Annotated in this window: 16 protein-coding genes; 7 read left to right on the forward strand and 9 right to left on the reverse strand. The window is 57.8% G+C overall.

Annotation, left to right across the window (positions count from 1 at the left end; genetic code table 11):
- The first annotated feature begins 144 nt into the window (after positions 1–144).
- A complete protein-coding gene (locus AC1DIS_RS22890) occupies positions 145–1,062 on the forward strand; it encodes a DHH family phosphoesterase (protein ID WP_477744284.1) in 918 nt (305 codons plus the stop codon).
- A 411-nt stretch (positions 1,063–1,473) separates the two neighbouring features.
- Here AC1DIS_RS22890 and AC1DIS_RS22895 read toward each other — a convergent pair whose 3' ends face one another.
- Positions 1,474–2,379, reverse strand: a complete 906-nt coding sequence (locus AC1DIS_RS22895) for a LysR family transcriptional regulator (RefSeq protein ID WP_086945816.1) — start codon at positions 2,377–2,379, stop codon at positions 1,474–1,476.
- Between the two features lie 107 nt (positions 2,380–2,486).
- Between AC1DIS_RS22895 and AC1DIS_RS22900 the strand changes: the two genes are divergently transcribed.
- The 3 genes from AC1DIS_RS22900 to AC1DIS_RS22910 are packed head-to-tail and all read left to right on the forward strand — an operon-like array spanning position 2,487 to position 5,039.
- Complete coding sequence (locus tag AC1DIS_RS22900) at positions 2,487–3,728, forward strand: D-amino acid dehydrogenase (protein ID WP_086945815.1); 1,242 nt, start codon at positions 2,487–2,489, stop codon at positions 3,726–3,728.
- A 27-nt stretch (positions 3,729–3,755) separates the two neighbouring features.
- Positions 3,756–4,106 carry a RidA family protein gene (locus AC1DIS_RS22905; protein ID WP_019582769.1) on the forward strand — a complete coding sequence of 117 codons (351 nt, stop codon included), beginning with the start codon at positions 3,756–3,758 and terminating at the stop codon, positions 4,104–4,106.
- A gap of 30 nt (positions 4,107–4,136) precedes the next feature.
- Positions 4,137–5,039, forward strand: coding sequence for a transporter substrate-binding domain-containing protein (locus tag AC1DIS_RS22910; RefSeq protein WP_477748766.1), 903 nt, complete (start codon positions 4,137–4,139; stop codon positions 5,037–5,039).
- A 220-nt stretch (positions 5,040–5,259) separates the two neighbouring features.
- Here AC1DIS_RS22910 and alr read toward each other — a convergent pair whose 3' ends face one another.
- From alr to AC1DIS_RS22940, 6 genes are all read right to left on the reverse strand, one after another.
- On the reverse strand, positions 5,260–6,501 hold the full coding sequence (gene alr / locus AC1DIS_RS22915) for an alanine racemase (RefSeq protein WP_477744288.1): 1,242 nt from the start codon (positions 6,499–6,501) through the stop codon (positions 5,260–5,262).
- A gap of 345 nt (positions 6,502–6,846) precedes the next feature.
- Complete coding sequence (locus AC1DIS_RS22920; RefSeq protein ID WP_477744285.1) at positions 6,847–8,274, reverse strand: amidase; 1,428 nt, start codon at positions 8,272–8,274, stop codon at positions 6,847–6,849.
- 4 nt (positions 8,275–8,278) lie between these two features.
- Positions 8,279–8,962 (reverse strand): amino acid ABC transporter permease, encoded by a 684-nt coding sequence (locus AC1DIS_RS22925; protein WP_028940989.1) that lies wholly within the window; start codon positions 8,960–8,962, stop codon positions 8,279–8,281.
- On the reverse strand, positions 8,959–9,615 hold the full coding sequence (locus tag AC1DIS_RS22930) for an amino acid ABC transporter permease (protein WP_019582764.1): 657 nt from the start codon (positions 9,613–9,615) through the stop codon (positions 8,959–8,961). Before AC1DIS_RS22930 ends, AC1DIS_RS22925 begins: the two co-directional genes overlap by 4 nt.
- On the reverse strand, positions 9,615–10,403 hold the full coding sequence (locus tag AC1DIS_RS22935) for an amino acid ABC transporter ATP-binding protein (RefSeq protein WP_019582763.1): 789 nt from the start codon (positions 10,401–10,403) through the stop codon (positions 9,615–9,617). Before AC1DIS_RS22935 ends, AC1DIS_RS22930 begins: the two co-directional genes overlap by 1 nt.
- A 77-nt stretch (positions 10,404–10,480) precedes the next feature.
- On the reverse strand, positions 10,481–11,353 hold the full coding sequence (locus AC1DIS_RS22940) for a substrate-binding periplasmic protein (protein ID WP_019582762.1): 873 nt from the start codon (positions 11,351–11,353) through the stop codon (positions 10,481–10,483).
- A gap of 99 nt (positions 11,354–11,452) precedes the next feature.
- Between AC1DIS_RS22940 and AC1DIS_RS22945 the strand changes: the two genes are divergently transcribed.
- Together AC1DIS_RS22945 and AC1DIS_RS22950 are read left to right on the forward strand one after the other, a co-directional pair.
- The gene (locus AC1DIS_RS22945; protein WP_086945811.1) at positions 11,453–12,574 is read left to right on the forward strand and encodes a GlxA family transcriptional regulator; all 1,122 of its coding nucleotides are present in this window, start codon (positions 11,453–11,455) and stop codon (positions 12,572–12,574) included.
- A 1,278-nt stretch (positions 12,575–13,852) separates the two neighbouring features.
- Complete coding sequence (locus AC1DIS_RS22950) at positions 13,853–14,176, forward strand: hypothetical protein (protein WP_026286336.1); 324 nt, start codon at positions 13,853–13,855, stop codon at positions 14,174–14,176.
- 292 nt (positions 14,177–14,468) lie between these two features.
- Here AC1DIS_RS22950 and AC1DIS_RS22955 read toward each other — a convergent pair whose 3' ends face one another.
- Both AC1DIS_RS22955 and AC1DIS_RS22960 read right to left on the reverse strand, forming a co-directional pair.
- Complete coding sequence (locus tag AC1DIS_RS22955) at positions 14,469–16,259, reverse strand: bifunctional diguanylate cyclase/phosphodiesterase (RefSeq protein WP_477743818.1); 1,791 nt, start codon at positions 16,257–16,259, stop codon at positions 14,469–14,471.
- Positions 16,260–16,393: 134 nt separating this feature from the next.
- A complete protein-coding gene (locus AC1DIS_RS22960) occupies positions 16,394–18,475 on the reverse strand; it encodes a carboxy terminal-processing peptidase (RefSeq protein ID WP_167331168.1) in 2,082 nt (693 codons plus the stop codon).
- 140 nt (positions 18,476–18,615) lie between these two features.
- Between AC1DIS_RS22960 and AC1DIS_RS22965 the strand changes: the two genes are divergently transcribed.
- Positions 18,616–19,578: a zinc-binding dehydrogenase gene (locus AC1DIS_RS22965; protein ID WP_477743817.1), complete on the forward strand. Its 963-nt coding sequence runs from the start codon at positions 18,616–18,618 to the stop codon at positions 19,576–19,578.
- Positions 19,579–19,595: the final 17 nt, after the last annotated feature.

The following is a 19,595-nucleotide window of genomic DNA, read 5'->3' on the forward strand; positions in this document are numbered from 1 at the left end:
ATTGGGCTTTGAGTCTTTTGATGATTGCGCCGTCTATGACGCAGGTGAGAAATATCTTTTATTCATCACCGATTCTTTCTCCCCGCTAGTCAACGATCCTCATGTCTTCGGCCAATTGGCAGCCAGCAATGCGGCCCACGTGTCATGAGGGTGGTGACCTCAGGCTCGGCGTATCTGGACATCGACGCGTATGCCTGTTGCATTGCGTACGCCGAGCTGTTGAATCACCAAGGCGTTGATGCTCGGGCCGTCAGTAGCGCCCCGCTCAATGTCAGCATCTCCAGGACCGTGCTTGGATGGCAATCATCTCTGGACGATTATCTGCCGAGAGCGGGTGATGAGTTCGTGTTGGTGGATGTCTCCGACTACCACCATTTCGACCCGATGGTGGTTCTTGAACAGGTGGTGGAAGTCATTGACCATCACCCAGGCTTTGAAAACTATTGGGCGCAGAAGCTCGGACCTGCGGCAGACATCCTGCCGATCGGCGCAGCGGCAACGCTGATTTTTCAGCATTGGGAAGCGGCAGGGCTGTTGCCGCTGATCAGCGAAAAAAGTGCTGCGTTGCTGGCCACGGCAATTCTGGACAATACCCTGAATTTCACAGGGCAGTTGACCACCCAATCGGATATCCGGGCTTATGAAGTCCTCGCACGGCGGGCGAAACTGGAAGCGGACTGGCCCGAGCGGTATTTCTCCGAGTGCCAAGCCACTATCGAGTCAGACCTGATTGGCGCGTTGGCGGTTGATATGAAGCGGCTGAAAGCCGATAGCAACCTGCCGCAGGTTTTCGCGCAGATGGCGGTGTGGGATGCCAGCGCGCTGATCCGAACGCATCGGTCAACGATCGGTCACTGGCTGGCGGGGCAGGGTGGAGACTGGCTGTTGAACGTCATCAGCATCCGCGAGTGCAAAAGCTACTTTCTGGCTGAGCCCTTGGTCAGCCAACAAAAGTTGAGCCATTTGCTGTCGATCGAATGGCAGGCCGGAATGGCTGTGCTTGAGCGCTCGCTGCTACGTAAGGAGTTGTTGAGGTTGGGGTTGGCCGCATCTCCGTTGTAAGTAAACCGCCTCTGGTTTTGTAGATACATCGAAGGGCTGCTTTTGGCTGCGGATTCAACCGGTCGACCGCATGCTCGGATGGACTATACCGCATCGAACCTAACCTCCAGCGATGCTTGTATCCCGTCGAACGTTCGACATTCCCCCCGCGATTTGCAAGGAGGAGATCGAGCGTCCTGTCGTTTTACCAAACGCCCTTTTCCTCAAAGACTCAGGCAGTTAGGCCCCCTGGCCAAATCGCGTATAGCGTGCTCACCCGCTCCTGCCCCAACTCGTAGGCGTAGAACCCTACGCTGACTTCCCGGGGCTTCGCCCGCCACTCTGCCGAGCTCTCGGTCGCAGCATCGTCCACCCTGCGATACGGAAGCGTCACTGAAGGCTTGATGTACCCGTTTCTGGGTCAGATCTCAATCAGCGCCAACAATCCAATTGCCCTTGCGCACGACTGCTGAAGATCGTCAGCAGCTCGCTCAGTGTATGCGGCGGCGGTTCGGCAGTGCGGGTCACTGCGTACAGGGTGATCGGCAGCGCCGGGGCCAGGGGACGAATGGCGGTAGCCCCAGGCGACGCGCCAAGGGCGGTGAAGGGGTCGATCACCGCCAGCCCTGCACCGGATTCGACCATCGCCCTGGCCAGTGAATAGGTTTGCACCGCGATGCTCACCCGTGGCGGCGGCTCTACCGCCTTGAGGTAGCTGTCGAGGCGGGCCGAAAGAGGGTCGGTGCTGGACAACCCGATCAAGGGCGCATCGGCCAGGGCCATCAACGGCAGCGGCTTGCCTTCATCTTCCTGCGGCCAATAACCTGCCGGTGCCAGCGCCACCAACACCCCGCTGGCCAGCGCCTGGGCCTTGAGCGCGGGGTGATCAGGCTGTTGCAGAGTCAGGGCGACATCAATTTCACGCATCAGCAGGTTCTGCATCAGTTCGCGACTGTGGGCGCTGGACAGCTCGCAAGCGATGTCCGGATAACGCTGGGTCCACTCATGAATGGTCGGCGGCAGCAGCGACAGGGCCAGTGCCGGGGTCGCACCGATCCGCAGGCTATGGCCCGGCTCACGGCGCAGGCTTTGCGCCAGGCGTCGCACCCCTTGCAGGCTCTCCGTGACCTTGTCGACCTCGCGCTCCAGCTCCAGCGCTTCGGGCGTGGCCTGCAGTTTACCGCGCACCCGCAGAAACAACGGGAAGCCCAATTGCTGCTCGGCGTGTTGCAGCACCTTGGTCACGGCAGGCTGGGAAACGTGCAGCAGCTGCGCGGCACCGCTGACCGAGCCGGTCTGGCGGATGGCCTGGAAAATCTCGATATGGCGAAGGCGCATGGCAAGTCCATAACCTTTGTTTATGGGTTAGCCATCTTTATTCATTGTTCGACGCCTGTCACCTGGCTCTAACCTCGGGTTCGTCTCAACAACGATTAAGGACTGACATGGCTCAGCATGTATGCATCATCGGCGGTGGCGTCATTGGCCTGGCAACGGCTTACGCACTGGTGCGCGATGGCGTTGACGTGACGCTGGTCGAGGCTCGCGAGTCGCTGGGCAGTGAAACCAGCTTCGCCAACGGCGGCCAGTTGTCCTATCGCTACGTAGCGCCCCTGGCCGACGCCGGTGTGCCATTGCAGGCCATTGGCTGGATGCTGCGCGGTGACTCCCCGCTGAAACTGCGCCCGCGCTTCGATCCTGCGCAGTGGCGGTGGATGGCATCTTTCCTTGGTGCTTGCCGCTCCTCGGTCAACCGCGCCAACGCGGCCCATCTATTGCGCCTCGCGCTGTTGAGCCAGTCCACTTTGCAAACCTGGCGTGAAGAGGATGCCTTGGGCGGATTCCACTGGCGGCGCAACGGCAAGCTGGTGACCTTTCGCCAGGCCAGCAGCTTCGAACATGCCCGCAACAGCCTTGCCGCCCCCCGGCAACAACAGGTGCTGTCGCACGCCGACTGCGCCCGTCTGGACCCGGCGCTGGCGGAGGCGCCCTTTGTCGGCGCCATTTATACCCCGGATGAAGAAGTCGGTGATTGCCACGGCTTTTGCCAGCAACTGGCGGCGCGCTTGCAGGCGTCGGGACGTTGCGAGTTCCGCCTTGGCCAGGCCGTAACCGGAATTCGCCATGCCCATGGCGCGGTGAGTGCGATTGAACTGGGCGACGAAGTGCTGCCGGTGGAGCAGTTGGTCATTGCGGCCGGCCATCGCAGTCCGTTGTTGGCACTGCCCGGAGTCAACCTGCCGCTGTATCCCCTCAAGGGTTATAGCCTGACGGTACCGATCGGCGTCCAGCATCGGGCACCGGACCTGAGCATCACCGACTACGACCGCAAGATCGTCTACGCCCGGATCGGTGAGCAGTTGCGGGTGGCGGCGATGGTCGACATTGTCGGTTTCGATCCGTCGCTGGACCCCAAGCGCCTGGCCCTGATCAAACGCCAGGCGCGCGATACTTTCGCCAATGCCGGCGACTACGACCAGGCCATTGAATGGGCCGGCATGCGTCCGGCGACCCCCAGCGGCGTGCCGCTGCTGGGCGTAACGGCGTATCGCAACTTGTGGCTGAACCTCGGCCATGGCGCGCTGGGCTTCACCCTGGCCTGCGCCAGTGCTCGATTGCTCAGTGAACTGATCGGCCAGCGCCGCCCCTCCATCGACCTGCAGGGTTTTACGCCCCGTGCGGCTTGAACGCTTACTCCTTAAAAGGACCACCCGATGACCATTAACCGTATCCAGCCCAATCCACGCTTGTCCGGTGCCGTGACCTTTGGCGACCTGGTGTTTCTCTCCGGCCAGGTGCCGGGCGACGCCACCGATGCCGGCGGCCAAACTAGCCAAGTACTGGAAAAAATCGACGCATTGTTGGCCGAGGCGGGCAGCGACAAGAATCATCTGCTCAGCGCGACCATTTACCTGAAGGACATCGGCGAAGATTTCGCAGCAATGAATGACGTCTGGTCTGCCTGGTTGTCGCCCGGCCAGGCACCAAGTCGCACCACCTTGCAGGCCGAACTGGCGCGTCCGCAGGTGCGGGTGGAAATAACCGTTATCGCGGCACGGCGCTAAACCAACCCTCACCCACAACGGAGAATAACAATGCAAAAAATCACGTTGATCGGCTGCACCCTGGGCCTGTTGCTAGGTACTCAGGCTCATGCTGACGAAGCATCGCTGGGTCCTACCTTGAGCAAAATTGCCAGCGCCAATAGCATCACCCTGGGCTATCGCGATGCTTCAGTGCCGTTCTCCTACGTGGGCGATCACTCGGGACAACCCATGGGCTACTCGGTAGACCTGGCGAGCAAGATCGTCGAGCGGGTGCAGCAGAAGCTGGTGTTGCCAAACCTCAAGGTGAAGTACAACCTGGTGACATCGCAAACCCGCATTCCGCTGGTGCAGAACGGTACCGTTGACCTGGAGTGTGGCTCGACCGGCGTTACCGCAGAGCGACAAAAGCAGGTGGCGTTTTCCTATGGGTTTATCTATGTCAAAGGTCAATTGCTGACGGCCAATGACAGCGGGATCAAGAGTTTCGCCGATCTGCGCGGCAAGAATGTGGTAACCACCGCCGGCACCACCAACGAACGCTATCTGAAAAGCTACAACGTCGATCACAAGATCGACATGTTCGTGATCAGCGCCAAGGATCACGGTGAAGCCTTCCAGATGTTGCAGTCCGGTCGGGCGGTGGCGTTCTACATGGACGATGCGCTGCTCTACGGCGAACGCGCCAAGGCCCGCGATCCGCACAAGTGGGTGGTGGTCGGGGAAGAGCAGTCGCGGGAAATCTACAGCTGCATGGTACGCAAAGATGATCCGCAGTTCCTCGCGCTGGTGAACTCGTCGCTGGGCGAGCTGTACAGCTCCGGGGAAATCAACGGGATCTACCAGCGCTGGTTCGAACAGCCGATTCCGCCTAAAGGCTTGAACCTGGAGTTCCCGATGACCAGCGAACTCAAGGCCATTATTGCCAAGCCGGTGAGTGATCCGGTGCAGTAGCTTCAGCTGAGCGTCCATCCCCGTAAAGTCGGGTTGAGCAGCCCTATCAAATTGACCTGTTTGGTCGCCTTGGCTGCTTCAAGGCTCTGGAGAATAAAACAGCCTTGAACGTCAGCACCGTTTTAGTCGTCACGGGTCGGCAGTGACCAGCGAGCGTCACTGCCAAAAGTCGTTACTGTGTGAGCGTTACCACCGCAGTAGCGACTAGCCCCCTCACTGGTTAGTCGGAGGCTTTATCCGCCACCAGGGCTTTGGGATTGCTACTCCCCCAAACGGTAGCAAGGTCCACCAGCAATGTCCCACTGAGTTCTTCAAGTTCACTCTGGGTGATCTCACTGTCGCCTTGTTTACCGAAGAGCACCACCTGATCGCCAGCGCGCACAGCAGGGATATCTGTCACGTCCACCATGAGTGTATTCATGGAGACCTTTCCTACCACTGGAGCACGCTGCCCATCTATAAGGACAACGCCTTTATTGGTAAACGCTCGACGATAGCCATCAGAGTAGCCCACTGGAATATTCGCAAGCTTTGAATCACGACTCAGTGTCACTGTTCGGTCATACCCCACTGTATTGCCTTTAGGGTATTGATTAACAGACGCCACATATGACTTGACCTGCATGACCGGTTGGTACTCGGCATGCGAAGGTTCCATCATCCCATACAAAGCGCCTCCGGCACGTACCATGTCCAAATGCGACTCTGGCACTTCTAACGTCGCGTAAGAGTTCGCCGCATGAAGGGAGATTTTACTTCTATCAATTCCGGCGGCCTTTATCAGCCAAGCTGTTTGCTCATTGAAAGCCTTGAGCCCTTGCCGAACATCATCCTTATCCTGCACCGCGAAGTGAGTCATGATTCCGACCAACTCCAGAGGAGCCAAACGATTGATCGCCAAGGCTTCTTGCCGACCTTGTTCAGTGCTCATTTCCAGGCCGTTACGACTCATACCACCTGCGTTCAACGCCAAGTGAACCTTCAGGCGATTCCCATGTTTTTCAGCAATAGCGGCCGTTTCTCGAGCATAATCGAGGCTACTGACTAACTCCTCTATCTTGTACGGCAATGCTCCTTCCACCTCGGCCAACGTCGCTGTACGCACTCGGACAAGCTCCCCCTTGAAGCCACTTTCACGTACAACTCTAGCCTCTTCATTGCTGGCAACGCCTACGCAGGGCACTTCCATTTTCATGACAGATGGCATCAATAACGCGACACCATGACCATAGGCATCCGCCTTGAGGATGGCACAAAGCCGTGATTTATTCGTCAAGGTGCTCTGGAGCGTACGAATATTGTTTTCAAACGCCGCCTGGTTAATTTCAATCCATGCATTACTGGTTGCTACGGCCCGTTCAGACTGACCATTATCCAAAGAAAGCAGCGGTGCAGCCTGAACATACCCATGCCCTATAATCAGGCCTAAAGAAAGGGCAATAACAGTCCGTGTGAAAGGCATCCAATACATCTCCTGATACAGAACGTTGTTGGTGACAACTAACGATTTGACGACATACATGACTTTGCGCAAGCCACTACCCAACTAAGGAAGTGACCTGACTTTATGGGCGGCAGGGTGCTCCACTGATAGCGATAAAAGAAAACTCAGTACAGGGTGAACAACGTTATTGAAACGCTATCCTTGGAGTAACCCTTCYGGTGAAATTTTTGATGACTAGCGAAGTCGCTGGGCGGATATATATTATATTTTTTGTATGGATTTATAGCTGACACTTTCTAACCCTACTTTAACTTGGAGCGTTGGCAGGGTGATACCCAAGGACATATCAAGCAGTTGTATCCATCATGCAACCGCGTTGTCCACCAGCTCCCAGCCCTCAGGCCGTAGCGTGTGCCAATCGCTGACCTGTTGATAGGCATGGCCGATGCGTAGAATCAGCGGTTCGGCGAATGCCCGACCCACAATCTGCATCGAGACCGGCATGCACTTTTCATCGAGCCCGATGGGCAGCGCCACCGAACACAGGTTCAGCAAGTTGGCGAACCGCCCCAACAAGGCCAGTGGCGTGCCATATTCATCGACCTCATCCAACGGCACACTGCCAATAGCGTTGGTCGGGAAAGCGCATGCGTCTATGTTGGTCATGGCCTCCTGCATGGCGTGCCGAGCGGCGCGGCGCTGATTGTGCAACTGGATATACGACGCTGCGTCGATGTCGCGACCACTGAGTACGCGACGTTGAACATGGGGGTCGAAACGCAGATCGTCGCGCTCGAACAAGCTACCCAGGCTGGCATAACCTTCTGCGCTCATCAGCCCACCAGCGATGCGCATGCACTGCTCCAACGACGTGGGTAGCGGTTGTTCGATCAGTTGCATGCCCAACGCGGCCAACTGCTTGAGCCCCAAATCGTAAGCCTTCAGCACCCCGGGAGCGACATGCGCTCGTTCGGCCTGTGGCAACACCCAGATGCGCAAACCGGCTACCGGCTGATTGAGACCGGCRGCGGCGCTGAATACAGGTGCCTGGGCCGAAACCGGATCCAGCGGGTCCGGGCCCAGCAGTGCATCCAACATCCACGCCGCATCTTCAACGGTGTGGGTGATAGGCCCTACCGAATCCAGCGAAGGACACAGTTCGATCAAGCCATGGCGACTGATAAGCCCACGCGTGGTTTTCAGCCCGACCAAGCCGCACATGCCCGCCGGAATCCGCACCGAGCCGCCGGTATCGGTGCCCAACGCAGCGCTCGCCAACCCGCTGGCCACGGCCACTGCCGAGCCGCTGCTTGAGCCACCCGGAGCGTGATGCACGTTACGGTCCCACGGGTTCCACGGCGTGCCCATCACCGCGTTAGTGCCCCAGCCACCGAAAGCGAATTCGACGGTATGGGTCTTGCCAAGAATGATTGCACCGGCACGCTCCAGGCGTTGCACTGCAGTGGCGGTCAACCTCGAAACACGCGGTGCCTGTGCCAATGATCCACCCGTGATGGCCTGGCCATCGATCTCGAACAAGTCCTTGATCGCCAGAGGAATGCCATGTAGCGGTCCCAGGTGTATACCGGACGCACGCTGGCGATCAGCGGCGATGGCCGCGTTCAAAGCACGCGAGGGATAGGCCTCGACATAGGCATTGAGCTGCTCGTCAAAGCGCTTGATGCGCGCCAGTTGCGCACGAACCAGCGCTTCGCTAGTCAGCGATCCAGCCTGCAGCGCCTGCTGCAACTGGGCAATGCTGTGGGAAGTAACTCGATCTATGGTGCTCATATGTTCAACCTCGCACGGTTTTGCGCCCGCGTGAAAAGTGCTTTTCAAGCACACGCGACAGCATTGAAAGAGGGAAAGCGATAACAAAATAGAACAGCCCTACCAGCAGGAAGACATGCATTGGCAGGAAGGTTTCCGAAGCGATGGCTCGCGCCGCCAGCATCAACTCATCGGTGGCGATCAGAGCGCACAACGAGCTGTCCTTGAGGATCGACACGTAGGCGTTAAGYAGTGGCGGCAACATGCCACGAATCGCTTGCGGCAGGATGACGGTGGTAAACGCTTTCAGTGGCGTCAGTCCGATGGCGATGGCGGCTTCGCGCTGGCCGCGATGCAGCGAATCCAGGCCGCCACGGAGGATTTCCGCAACGTAAGCGGCACCCTGCAAACCCAGACCGATGGCCCCGGCCCAATAGCCGGACAACGTCAAACCCAGGCTGGGCAACGCGAAATACAGAGCCAGCAGCAACGCCAGAAGAGGTACAGCGCGCATGCTCTGAATAAAGAACGTTGCCAACCGTTTTAGGATGACACTTGGACTTCTCATCGCGCAGACCAATAACGCCCCCAGCACGACCGCCAGAGCGAACCCCATCAGGGACAATTCGGCAGTGATCCGTGCACCGAGCAATAGGCGAGCGATCCAGTCGCTCCAGTACACCGGGTATTGCTGAAAAAAACTGATCATCGCGCGCTCCCAAAATGACGTTCGAGCCGAATGAATCCCACACCGATCGGTAAAATCATCGCAGCGTAGATGCACATCACAGCCAAATAGATCAGTGAAGTCTGGAAGGTAGAGGTCACCAGATTGCGCGCCAGGAACATTATTTCCGGCACAGCGATGGCCGAGGCGATGGACGTGTCCTTGACCAATTGCGTGACGTAGTTGGCGAACGCAGGCAACGTCACGCGCAGGGCCTGGGGCAAGAGAATGCAGTGCAAAATCTGCATCCGGCTCAGACCGACAGCCAACCCGGCTTCATGCTGACCGACATGCAGCGACTGCAAGCCGCTGCGGAAAATATCGGCCAACACCGCGCTGCCCACCAGACTCAAGCCAACGATGGCGGCCAGCCACGCGGGCAAGTTGATGCCAAGGTAGGAGAGGCCGAAATAGATCAGGAACAGATGCGCCAGCGCGGGAACATTGCGCATCCACTCAATGAAACAGCCGATCACCCCATGCAACACCCGTGACCGACTGAACGTCAGCAACACCGCCAGAACTACCCCTCCGGCACTCGCCAGCAACAAGGTACACAGCGCGATTTCCAGGGCGGTGAGCGCGCCTTTCAACAACAGAGGCAGTAGCCCGAGAAAGACCTCGAAGTTCGCCATCAAGCGCCCTCCATCGCCATGCGCCCAAGAAAACTGCGGGTGCGCTCATGGCTTGGGTTGTCGATTACCTGCGCCGAAGGCCCTTGCTCGACAATGTGTCCGCCGTCCATGAAGATCACCCGATCCGCCACATCCCGAGCGAAGCGCACTTCATGAGTTACCATGATCATGGTGCGGCCCTCTTGCGCCAGCTCGCGAATCACGGCCAGTACTTCACCCACCAGTTCGGGGTCCAGCGCCGAGGTCGGCTCGTCGAACAGGATGACTTTAGGTTGTTGGGCCAACGCGCGGGCGATAGCGACCCGCTGTTGCTGTCCGCCGGATAACTGCTCGGGATAGACCTCGGCCTTGTGCCGCAGATGGACTTTTTCCAACATGGCATCAGCCAGCTCATAGGCCTGCTCGCGCGGCATACCCTGTGCCTTGATCGGCCCCAGTGCGACGTTGTCGCGTACGCTCAAATGTGGCCAGAGGTAGAAGAGCTGGAACACCATCGCGATCTCGCGTCGCTGCGGAGCCATTTCCCGATCACTCATCAGACGTATGCGTTTACCGTCCTTGATCTGCCCGATCAACTCGTCACCCAGCCAGATATCGCCTCGAGTGGGTTTTTCCAGGTAATTGATGCAACGCAGGCAAGTGGACTTTCCCGACCCGCTGGGGCCGATCAATGACAGGGTTTCACCGGCTTTCAACTCCAGGTTGATACCCTTTAGCACCTCCAGATCACCATAACTTTTGTGTAGGTCATGCACTCGCAGCAATGCAGGTTCGGACGGGGTCGACATCTTGGCTAACCTCTTTTTGTTATAGACATGGCGATGAATCGGCACGGGCCATCAGGCCGATTCATCCGCTCAAGCGCTTATTTGCAGCCGGGCAGTTTCCAGTCCGCCGGGCGGTCGACACCCAGCCTCAGGTCCTTGCCTTCCGGCACATACCAGACATCCTGAGTCAGACCGTAGCGGGCACCGATCTTGCGCATTTCACAGCTTTTCCAGAGGGTCTGGATCTGCTCGTTCACGGCAGCCACCAGCTGTGGGCTGGCCCCTTTATTGAAGCCGTACACCACCTGACCCAGACCCGTCAGCAGTGGGAAATTCGGATCGTTGTCGGTGAAAGCGTTGAAGTGCAGGTGCCACTGCTCGTTGCGAAAAATGGCGTATTGCATGACCGGAGGATCGCCAATCACTGCATCGATGCGCCCGGCGAGGAGATCGCGCACCGCGGCATCGGAGGTGTCGTACAACGCTACTTGCAACCCTTCGATCTTGCGCATCTCAGGGATGAACGAAAAACCCGTGATGGTGCCGACCTTCTTGCCCTGCAAGTCTTTGAGGCTGCTCCAGTTGGTCTTGTCGGTCTGGGTGATCCCGTTCTTGAAATAGTGAATCGGGTCGCTCACGGTCATGATCTTCGCGCGCTGTTCGGTCCAGCCCATGGTGCCGGCCATCACATCCACGCGTTTAGCTTGTACTGAGGCGATGGTGCCGGCCCAGTCCATCAAGGCAGGTTTAACCTTCAACCCCAGCTTCTCAGATATTTGTTGAAGGATTTCACCGTCGTAGCCGACCATCCGGCTGTCTTGATAACCGGTCCCCGGCATATCGCCAGTGAACGCGATAGTCAGGCTTCCCGGCTCTACCGTTTCCAGTGCGAGTGCCGGTGCCGAGGCCAGCATGGATACCAGCAGACCCGCATAAATACCGGAAAAACGTTGAACGTTGGGCTTCTTCATCACGTGCTCCTCGATTGCTTTTTTTATGAACAGCATGGTGTTAGGCAGGAGCTCATCGTATGGTGATCAGCGGTATAACTTGTTGGATGGTTTGCATGAATGATTGAACATTTGCGACATTTCGGAGATGTACTGCCCAAGGCCTCCAGCGACAGCCTCGTGGAGGGGCTTGATAATGGTCAGGCACGACATCCGCCAAGCCGACGCGGCGCCACCGAGTTGTCTATTGGTATTGTTTTGTGGCCGCGCTTCCCCTTGCTGTCACTCTCAGGGCTGACCGATGCGTTGCGACATGCTGCCGATACGGGGGATCAGAGCCGCCCGATACGATGCCAATGGAAAGTACTCGGTACCCCTGGGCAAAGAGTCATATCCAGTTGCGGACTGGATGTACCTATCGACAGTGAACTCACCCATCCTCATCAATTTGACTACATCGTGGTGATTGGTGGACTGCTTGATTCCCTTGAGGCAGCACCAAAGACTTATCCGGCATTTCTGCATCAGGCGGCAGCCGCTGACGTGCCATTGATCGGTCTATGCACGGGCAGCTTCGTGCTTGCTCGACATGGCCTGATGGAGGGACGTACTGCTTGCGTGCATGCCTACCATTGCGACGACTGGAAACGTCTGTTCCCCAGATTGCGCTTTGTCAGCAACAGTGACTTCCTCATCGACAAGGATCGGATCACCTGCGCAGGCGGTATCTCGGTGATTGAGTTGGCCATCCATCTTATTGGGGTGCATTGCGGCCCGGATCGGGCCGGCAAAGTTGTTCATCAGATGACGGTCGCAAAACGCAGCTCCGGCAGTTTCGTCGACCGGCGCAAGGCACTTGGCTACGCCAGCTCTTCGAACAGGCGCCTGCACGAAGCCGTGATGCTGATGGAAAAGCACATGACCGAGCCCTTGGATATCGACACAATCGCGAACCTTGTCGGTACCAGCAAACGGCAACTGGAGCGGCTGTTTGTCGCTGAAACCAGTAACACTCCGGCCCAATTCTATCGCCACGTTCGACTCAGGTTTGGCCGATGGCTTCTCATCAGCTCGGATCGACATATCGGGGAAATCGCTTTCGAATGCGGGTTCGCCGATGCGCCCCATTTCATTCGACATTTTCAGAACATGTTTGGCATGTCCCCCGGAAAATTGCGAAAAGAGTTGATGCAAAAAGCGACACCCACCCAAGGGGGGAAGTTTTTTTTGTATAGACAGTGAAGCATTGATCGGTCGCGGGGCAGAATGTGAAGACCAAGTTGGAATGAGATTAACGGTTTTTCGACAGGCAGCTTTTGGTTGTGAGTTCTGCCGTTCGTGAAGGGCAGAAATCGGCCAAAAGCAGTCGGTGGACAGACTACGGGCAAATAGATTGTGTCCTGCTACCCTCTTTATCGTAGTCGGGCTTGCCGTCATCCCTATCGCGTTATCTCTCGATAGATCTCGCGCTTACCACGACATGGCATGTCAACTAATGAGAGAGTGTCAGGATAGCGCCATGAAAGTTCGATGCCCTAGCTGCGGTTATATCGCAGACAAGCTTCCGCCAAGCCTTAGGTGTCCTAAATGCGACGATTTTTCCCACGACTGGCTGATTTATGATTGGGAAAGCTTTGCTTCAATGAAGCGTCGACATATTAGATACAACTTATTCATTATTGGCATGACTCTAATTAATTTACTTGTGGCGATCACCTTGAAATCAACAGATGCGTTTCAATGGTTGTTCACCTTGTTGTTTATCCCAGCCATTATCAGTTTGTTTTATTGTCGAAAACAGCTTGATAGTGAATCGGAGTATGAGGGGCATAGAGGCAGAGCTTTACTTTTCTGGCTTTTCGGTTTCGGGGGTATCTAAAGCGGCTAACAAGTCGCATATGGACTCTCCCTACACGTGGTGAGTAATGCCTTCCAACCCTGTCGTCAGTGTGATTGTATCCTTATATCTGGTCGCTGTTGGGCTTGCTCGCCCTGGCCACTCTGGAGTTCGTGCAACTGGAGCCAGTCGCTCATGGAACGTGGCAGGTAGCTGCCAGCAGTGAACGACCGTAAAGGGTCGATTTCTGCCTGTCGCCACCGGCAGCTATAGGTCGAAACCGACCTACCCAAGGTGGAGAAATCAACCCAGGCTTCAGCGAAGCCTTCCCCCACGTTTGCCTTTTTTGAGCGAAATTTCTGGGCAAGGTCTTCGGAAGTTTCCTTCAAGTTGTGGCGGTTTTCGTGAACTGGTGCGCAGTGAGTTCGATCGCTAGGCTTTAGTGGTCACTGAATATCAGTGAGGGGGTGTAGGAACCCTTTAAGCATCGGTAATGCGTTAGCAATCGAAGTCAGATTTGCGGCCGTCAATGTGCGTCCGTAATATCTGTCGCGGCGGCTGTGCGCGGGCACGCTTCGGCGTGGTCGAGTTTCCGATGCTCGGTATTCCTACCCCGCGTATAGCTGCCACCCAAGCCTGTAGGAAGGCTTTTGGCAGCTCCCATTTTCATCGGAAGGTCTCAAATGCCAACACTTCATCCTGATCCACCCTACGAAAAACCAATTCCCCACCCCAAAAACCGCTTCATGGCGTTGACCAGCAACTGCACCGACATGCCCACCCTGTTCGTCGACACCCACGCGCCGCTGGACATTCTGACCGAGGCCGCCAGCTACCGAATTCGCGCCGTCACCCAAGTGCTTGAAAACCTGTCCATGCGTGGTTCAGTCGAGTGCGATTCGATGATCCTCAGCGACTTTGCCTTGCTCTGTGCCATTCCACTGCGCGATGGCTGTGATGTGCTGGATGTGATTGGGCGGCGGTTGCGGGCTCGGTCTTCGGACTAGAGCCGAGTGGTTTTTGTGGCGAGGGAGCTTGCTCCCGCTTGAGTGCGAAGCGGTCGCCAAACCAAGCCCCGCGGTGTAGCTGACAAATCCGGAATGCAGGTTTTGGGGCCGCTCCGCAGCCCAACGGGGGCAAGCCCCCTCGCCACAGGGTGGAGTTGTGGTGGTTGGGGCTGCTGCGCAGCCCAGCGGGAGCAAGCTCCCTCGCCACACAAGAGCAAGATCAAAAGATCGCAACCTTTGGCAGCTCCTGCGCGCCTGTGGGCGCTGCCGAAGGCTGCGATTTTTTTGGTGATCACCGCCGGCCTGAGATCAGTGTCTCTTCGCCGACTGGCACCGCCAGGCTATCAATCACATGCACGCTATACCCCGGCACATTCTTCGCGTGGTGTTTGGCCTGTGAGGCCATTTCCGCTAGCTGGCTCGCGTCGAGTTGTCCGCAGGCCTGTGGATGCAGGTGCACTACGCCGATGGACAGCGACAGCAGCGGGAACTCCTGTCTTACGCCCTGGCGGTTGGGGGCGATGAAGCAGCCGGCTTCGAGGTGTTCGCTGCGGTAGAAGCGTCGGCATTGGCTGTGGAAGTCGTCCAGCAGTTGGTTCAGGCGTTTGCGCCAGTCTTCCGGGCCGAGCACCAGTAGGAAGTCGTCGCCGCCGATATGGCCGACGAAGTCGCGGGATGGGTCGACGCGGTCGTTCAGGCATTGCGCCAGGCACAGTAGGACTTCGTCCCCGCGACCGTAGCCGTAGATGTCGTTGAAGGGTTTGAAGCTGTCGATGTCCACGTAGCAGATCACCGATTCCCGTTCCTGTTGCAGCAGCCGTGTCAGGCATTGCTGGATCGGCACGTTGCCTGGCAGCAGGGTCAGCGGGTTAGCGTAGCGGGCTTGCTGGATTTTCAGTTCGGTAATCAGTTTGAGCACGTCGATCACTCGGCCCAGGCCCAGATAGCCGCCGTTGAGGGTGATGATGAAGTCTTCTTCGATGCGTTGGCGGGCGCGGCTGGTGATCAGGCGGCTGACTTGTTGCAGCGACTGGCTCAGTTCCACGGCGAGGAAGTCATCGCTCATCAAGCGGCTGATGGGTTTGCGGGCGAACAGGTCGGTGGCAAACGGCTTGAGCAGGGCGTCCGAGAGCGAATGACGGTGAACAATGCCGCACGGCCGGCCTTGCTTGTCGAGTACCGCCAGGGAGTTCAGGTTGGCCTGGCGGCGGAAGGCTTCCAGCACGGTGGCGGTCGGGGTGTCGCTGGCCATCGCCGGTTGGTCGTTGAGCAGGGCGCTGAGGTCACTGGCGTCCTCGTTCAGCATCGCTGCGGCGCTGGTTGGTTTGGGCATCAAGGTTCGGGCATCGCGGGGCGGATGCTCCTGGGGCCGGCAGAGCAGATAGCCTTGCACAAGATCGACGCCCATTTCGGTCAGCACGGCGAGTTCTTCTGACAATTCGATGCCTTCGGCGATCACTTTTGCCCGGGACGCCTTGGCGATCTGCAGGATCGAGCCGACGAATTCACGTTTGAGCGCGTCCTGATGAATGCCGTCGATAAAGTGTCGATCGATCTTGACATAATCCGGGCGCAATTCAGACCACAGCCGCAAGCTTGAATAACCCGCGCCCAGATCATCCAGCGCAATCGAAAAACCCATCGCCCGATAGTGATGCAGGGCGGTTTGCAGCAACTGGAAATCGTCGGTCGGGGTCTGTTCGGTGAGTTCGATCACCACCTGGCTCGGCGGTATGCCGAAATCCTGCAGCAGTTGCAGGGTGCGTCCGGGCTGGTGGGCGGCTTCGAGCAGGGATTCCGGGGATACATTGAGGAACAGTTTGCCGGGCAGTTGCTGTTCATTGAAACGTCGGCAAGCGCTTTGTCGGCAAGCGATTTCCAGTTCGCTGAGGCGACCGGCCTGGCGAGCGACCGCGAACAGGGCAATGGGGGAGTGCAGCGGGCTGTTGGAGGGGCCACGGCTGAGGGCTTCGTAGCCGATGATTTGTCGTTCGGAGAGAGAAATGATCGGCTGGAACAGGCTGTGCAAACCGCTTTGAGTCAGTATTGAGCTCAAGGCACTCAGCTGTTCGGTTGTGGTCATGGCGATCTCTGGCGATAAAAAAAGGACTGGGAGCGCAAAGCTCCCAGTCCTTTATTTCACGACAGAATGATGTCTATTTGATGACACTCCGGGGAGCGTCAGCACTAAATTGCCATCATCCTGATTGTAAGCACTTAGTGCTTGGCGACCGCAGTGTTGAGTTTCAAGTAATCCAGCAGAATCCGCCCGGTCTCGCTCAGGTAGGCGTCGTCTTCTGGCTTGGTCTTGTCTGGCTCGGCCGCGATGGCATCTTCGTCTTCTTTCTTCAGCTCTTTGAGCGGCTCTTCACCCTTGGCCTTGCGACGGATGTTTTCCATGGCCAGTTGCTTGGCTTCGATATCGGCGTGTTGTGCACGACGGTCGGCTTCATTGAGGCTGACGGTTTTTTCGGCCATCAGCTTCTGGGCCAGGGCCAGTTTGTCGCGGATGAACACGAACTCCGCGTCTTTGGCCGAGCGCATATCATGCTCGGACTTGAGCTGCGTGATGTACGGTTTGAACGGGTCGACCGCCGGCTTGATGGCCGCACGGATGGTGTCCCACGGCATGGCTTCCGGCAGGGCGCTTTCGCCGATTTCCTTGGTGTCGATGATCGACGGGTAATCGATGTCCGGCAGTACGCCCTGATGCTGGGTGCTCTGGCCGGAAACCCGGTAGAACTTGGCCAGGGTCAGTTTCAGTTCGCCATGGTTCAGCGGCTGAATGGTTTGCACGGTGCCTTTGCCGAAGGTCTGGCCGCCGATGATCAGTGCACGGTGGTAGTCCTGCATCGCACCGGCGAAGATCTCCGACGCCGAGGCGGACAAACGGTTGACCAGCAGCGCCATCGGGCCTTTGTAGAACGCGCCCGGGTTTTCATCTTCCAGTACATCGACCCGGCCGTCGGCGTTACGCACCAGCACGGTCGGACCTTTGTCGATGAACAAGCTGGTCAGTTCGGTGGCTTCCTGCAGGGAACCGCCGCCGTTGTTACGCAGGTCGATGACCACGCCGTCGACCTTGTCTTTCTGCAGTTCGGTCAGCAGCTTCTTGACGTCGCGGGTGGTGCTCTTGTAATCCGGATCGCCGGCACGGAAGGCCTTGAAGTCCAGGTAGAAGGCCGGGATCTCGATGACGCCGAGCTTGTAGTCCTTGCCATCCTGCTTGAGGCTGAGGATCGACTTCTTCACCGCCTGATCTTCAAGCTTCACCGCTTCGCGGGTGATCGGCACGATCTTGCTGGTCTGGTCATTCGGCGCATTGCTGGCCGGAATCACTTCCAGGCGCACCACGGTGCCTTTCGGCCCACGAATCAGTTTGACCACCTCGTCCAGGCGCCAGCCGACCACGTCGACCATCTCTTTGTTGCCCTGGGCCACGCCGATGATCTTGTCGGCCGGAGCGACCTGCTTGGTCTTGTCGGCCGGGCCGGCAGGCACCAGGCGCACGACTTTGACTTGATCGTTATCGCTCTGCAACACGGCGCCAATGCCCTCCAGGGACAGGCTCATGTTGATGTCGAAGTTCTCCGCGTTATCCGGCGACAGATAGTTGGTATGCGGGTCGTACGACATGGCGAAGGTGTTGATGTACGCCTGGAAGATATCTTCCGCGCGGGTCTGGTCCAGACGCACCAGCTGATTCTTGTAACGCTTGGTCAGGGTTTCCTGAATCTGCTTCGGCTCTTTGCCAGAGATCTTCATCCGCAGCACTTCGTCCTTGACGCGTTTGCGCCACAGGTCGTCGAGCTCGGCGGTGGTCTTGAGCCAAGGGGCATCCTTGCGGTCGACCAGCAAGGTTTCCTTGGTGGTGAAGTCGATCTTGTCGACGCCCTTGTTCAGCTCGGCAAGGGCAAAGTCCAGACGCGCCTTGACGCGATCCAGGTAGCGCTTGTAGATGGTGAACCCGGCGTTCAGGTCGCCGCTCTTGAGGAAGTCGTCAAACTGGGTTTTCCATTTGTCGAATTCGGCAATGTCACTGGCCATGAAGTAGCTGCGCGATGGATCCAGCAGCTTGAGGTAGCTGTCGTAGATGATCGCGGAGCGCGCATCGTCGAGCGGCGGCTTGCTGTAATGGTGACGCTTGAGCAATTCGACGACGTTCAGACTGGCGATGACTTCGTCGCGATCGGGCTGAAGCTTGTCCCAGCTGTTGGCTGCGAACGAATTGCTCGACATCGGCAAAAGACCGAGACCAATGACAAGAGCGAGGGCGGTGCTGGGGAAAAAATGCTTCATGCTGATTCGACGCGGGGACAATTGATCACGCATATTAGGCCGTCTTTGAAGTCGCCGGTTCCCACAAGGGCCGGTCGCATAATGCAAGAAAGCCCGGCGCTATAGCTTCGGGCTCAGTCCAGACTCACTATGGAGGCACTGTGAAAGCATTGCAAGGCGTTGAGGGGCGAGTGGAGTGGGTTGAGGAGCCGAGTCCTACGTGCGATGTAGGACAAGTTCGTATCCGAGTGGCGGCAGCGGGACTCAATCGAGCCGATTTGTTACAGAAAGCGGGCCTGTATCCGCCGCCGCCGGGAGCCAGTCAAGCACTGGGTCTTGAGTGTTCGGGGGTGATCAGCGAGGTCGGTCCGGGCTCGTCCTGGCAGGTCGGAGATCGGGTTTGCGCCTTGCTGGCCGGGGGTGGGATGGCCGAAGAGGTAGTTGTCGACGGACGGCATGTGTTGCCGGCTCCCGAAGGATTGTCCCTGGCCGAGGCCGCGGCGTTGCCGGAAGTGTATGCGACCGTCTGGCTGAATTTGTTTCTATTGGCTTCGCTCAAACCGGGTGAGAAAGTTCTTCTGCATGCCGGAGCAAGTGGAATCGGTTCAGCTGCCATTCAGCTGTGCAAGGCGTTTGGTAACCCGTGCTGGGTCAGCGTCGGCTCCGAGGATCGTCTGGCCTACTGTGAAGCGCTGGGTGCCCAGGGTGGAGTGGTGCGCAACAAGGATCTGGACCGCCTGAACGATCTGGGGCCGTTCGATGTGATCCTGGATCCGGTGGGTGGCAACTACGCGGCTTTGAACCTCAAGCTGCTGGCTCGTGATGGCCGTTGGGTGTTGATCGGTTTGATGGGCGGTCGTGAAGCGCAGCTGGATCTGGCGCAGGTGCTGGCCAAGCGCGTGCAACTGCTGGGTTCGACCCTGCGCAATCGCGACGAGCAGTTCAAGGCCGATTTGTTCAGCGATCTCAGCCAGCACGTCTGGCCTCTGTTTGCCGAAGGGCGTTTGAGCCCGCAACTGGCCAGGACGTTTGCGATCGAGGACGCCGAAGCGGCGTTTGCGGAGCTGGCGACCAATCAGGTGTCGGGCAAGCTGGTGCTGGTGATTGACGACAGCCTGACCTGACAACATGAACCTGTGAG

This window comes from Pseudomonas sp. 05N433 (assembly GCF_056396925.1).